This is a genomic window from Vulcanisaeta sp., from assembly GCF_049966235.1.
Classification (GTDB): domain Archaea; phylum Thermoproteota; class Thermoprotei; order Thermoproteales; family Thermocladiaceae; genus Vulcanisaeta; species Vulcanisaeta moutnovskia.
Window position 1 is genome coordinate 1 of the sequence record NZ_JBMFVA010000052.1, and the last position, 2455, is coordinate 2455.

The 2455-nt window shown below is 41.6% G+C and carries 5 protein-coding genes; all 5 read left to right on the top strand.

Annotation, left to right across the window (positions count from 1 at the left end):
- Positions 1 to 309 (top strand): glycosyltransferase (locus ACP5L5_RS11595; RefSeq protein WP_428763971.1); only part of this gene is annotated, 309 nt, incomplete at its 5' end.
- Positions 293 to 640: a class I SAM-dependent methyltransferase gene (locus ACP5L5_RS11600; protein WP_428763973.1), complete on the top strand. Its 348-nt coding sequence runs from the start codon at positions 293 to 295 to the stop codon at positions 638 to 640. The genes ACP5L5_RS11595 and ACP5L5_RS11600, both read left to right, overlap by 17 nt.
- A 71-nt stretch (positions 641 to 711) precedes the next feature.
- Positions 712 to 957 carry a hypothetical protein gene (locus ACP5L5_RS11605; protein ID WP_428763975.1) on the top strand — a complete coding sequence of 82 codons (246 nt, stop codon included), beginning with the start codon at positions 712 to 714 and terminating at the stop codon, positions 955 to 957.
- Positions 958 to 962: 5 nt separating this feature from the next.
- Positions 963 to 2030, top strand: a complete 1068-nt coding sequence (locus tag ACP5L5_RS11610; RefSeq protein ID WP_428763976.1) for a glycosyltransferase family 4 protein — start codon at positions 963 to 965, stop codon at positions 2028 to 2030.
- Between the two features lie 10 nt (positions 2031 to 2040).
- The coding region (locus tag ACP5L5_RS11615) for a glycosyltransferase family 2 protein (RefSeq protein ID WP_428763978.1) at positions 2041 to 2455 on the top strand (415 nt) is incomplete at its 3' end.

Sequence of the window (2455 nt, forward strand, 5' to 3'; positions counted from 1 at the left end):
CTACCCAGCGTAAGTAACTATGTAGAAGCGTATTCACTGGCAATAACGGAGGCATGGGCCAGGGAAAAACCAGTAATAGCCTCAGCTACAGGCGAAATACCATACAGGGTAAAGCACATGATTAATGGACTCCTGGTACCACCCAGGGACCCTAAAGCCCTAGCCGAAGCAATAACAATACTTATTCAAGATAGGGGGCTAGGCGAAAAACTTGGTGAGATCGGAAAGAGCGGAGTGATTACTTGGAGCAATGTGGTGGATATGCTATTGAAAATATATGGTGAAGTATTTAATGCATCCAAGGGTTAAAGACTCTGTGGATCTGTTAAACATGTATGGGGGAAGGATAGATAGCATCATTGAACTTGGATTTGGTGATGGGTCAATTTTATCTGAAGTTGCTAAGCATGTTAGAGTTAGGGCATTGTATGGCTGCGATATCAATTATGAGGCTCTTAATAAAGCCAGTGAAAAAGGGATAATTACCGTTAAGGCTGATCTCAATACTGATAAGCTTTCCTTTCCAGACAATTACTTTGACGCAGTCATAATGGAGGAGGTAATAGAGCACCTAGTTAATCCAGACAATGCATTGAGGAAGCATACAGGATACTTAAGCCAGACGGTATATTCATATTGAAAACACCTAACCTGGCTCGGTGGGTTAATAGGCTCATTCTCCTATTAGGGTATCAGCCCTATTGGAGCGAAGTGAGCACCAAGTACAATGTTGGTAAACCGCTCAGGAGCACTAATGAGCCGTTAAGCGGACACTTAAGGCTATATACTCTCAGAGCGTTAAAAGAATTATTAAGACTGCATGGATTCAATGTAGTGGGTGTAAAGGGTACATCATACCCTCACAATAGCTTACTTCACGTAATTGATAAGGTGGCATCAGCTATATCTCCAGGCCTAGCCGAAATATTAGCTATTGCGGCAAAACCTATGAAGTGACTGGTATGAAGATTGCATTAATACGCCGTGGATACATAACGCACATTGACGGTGTCAACAGGTTTATAGCCTGGCTTGGGGAGGCGTTCAGGAAGCTTGGCCATGATGTTGTAGTGATTAGCTGGGGCTTCTATAACGTTGATAGGGATGAATTAAGTAAGTGGATTAAGGATATACATGCATTAGATGAGGAGATAGAGGTAATGACACTAATGGATAAGCCAACACATGGGGATCCTTGGAGTAGAATAACATTCGACTGGTTAATTAAAGGAGCTAAGCTTCTCAAGAAAGAGGAGGTAGATATTGCTATAGTTAATGGTGTTATTCCTTTAAGCTTTAGACCAAAGATTGCGATTGCTCATGGACCTATTTCTATTTCAAAAATTCAACACATGGTAATCAAGGCACTTTATGCAACCTATGACATGGTAATCTGCGTTTCTAGCAAGAGTAGACAAGAGTATGCTAGTATAGTTAACTGTGAAGCTATAATACCATTACCAATGAAGCTAAGTCTCTATAATCCGTTAGATTATCGGCAGCGGAGCAATACTATAGTACACATAGGCACTAGATCCGTGAAGAATCCTGAAATTAGCATAAAAACTATTGATATACTTAGAAGGAAGGGATATGACGTTAACTTAGCCGTAATAGGACCATATTCAAAGCAGGTAGAGGAACTAGCCAAGGGTAATAACTCCATTGAATTGCACTTTAATGCTGAGGAGAGGGAGAAGATAAGGATTTTATGCGGCGCTAAGGCATTAATATTACCATCAAGCAATGAAGCATTCCCATTCACAGCCATGGAAGCCATGGCCTGTGGTACGCCTGTAGTGGTTTCAGATGCAGTACCTGAGGAGGTCGTTATAGATGGATATAATGGGGTGAGGGTGAGGAGCCTTAAACCTAAGGACTACGCCGCGGTACTTGAAAGATTGCTGGTCGATGAAGAGCTGTGGATTAGATTATCAACAAATGGCATTGAATTCGTTAAGCAATTTGACTACATCAACATAGCTAAGAGGTATATTGAAATCTTTGAAAGGCTAATTAAGGAAGGTTAAGAAATTGGTTATGAAGGTTTCCGTAATTGTACCGTCAACAAGTCTAGGAAGGCTGGGTACTCTTCTTCGTAGTTTCGCTTACCAGTCAGTTAAGCCTCATGAGGTAGTTATAGTGGTTAAGAGCGTGGAAGTTGATGGCGTTGAGAAGGTGTGTAATGCCCTTAACCTTAATTGCATAGTACTGGAGCAGAGGGTTGGGTATTTTGCGCATGCCCTAAACATGGGGAAAGACGCTTCTACTGGCGACATAGTGTTGTTTACGGATGATGATGCTATAGCTTTGCCGAAGTGGGTTGAAAGATACGTTAAACTATTTGAGGTTTATGGAAGCAAAGTTGGATGCATCTCCAGTAGAGACATATACATTGACCTTGAAAATCTCAGGTTGATGCCCACACCTGATGACAGAGCTCACGTAAAACTCT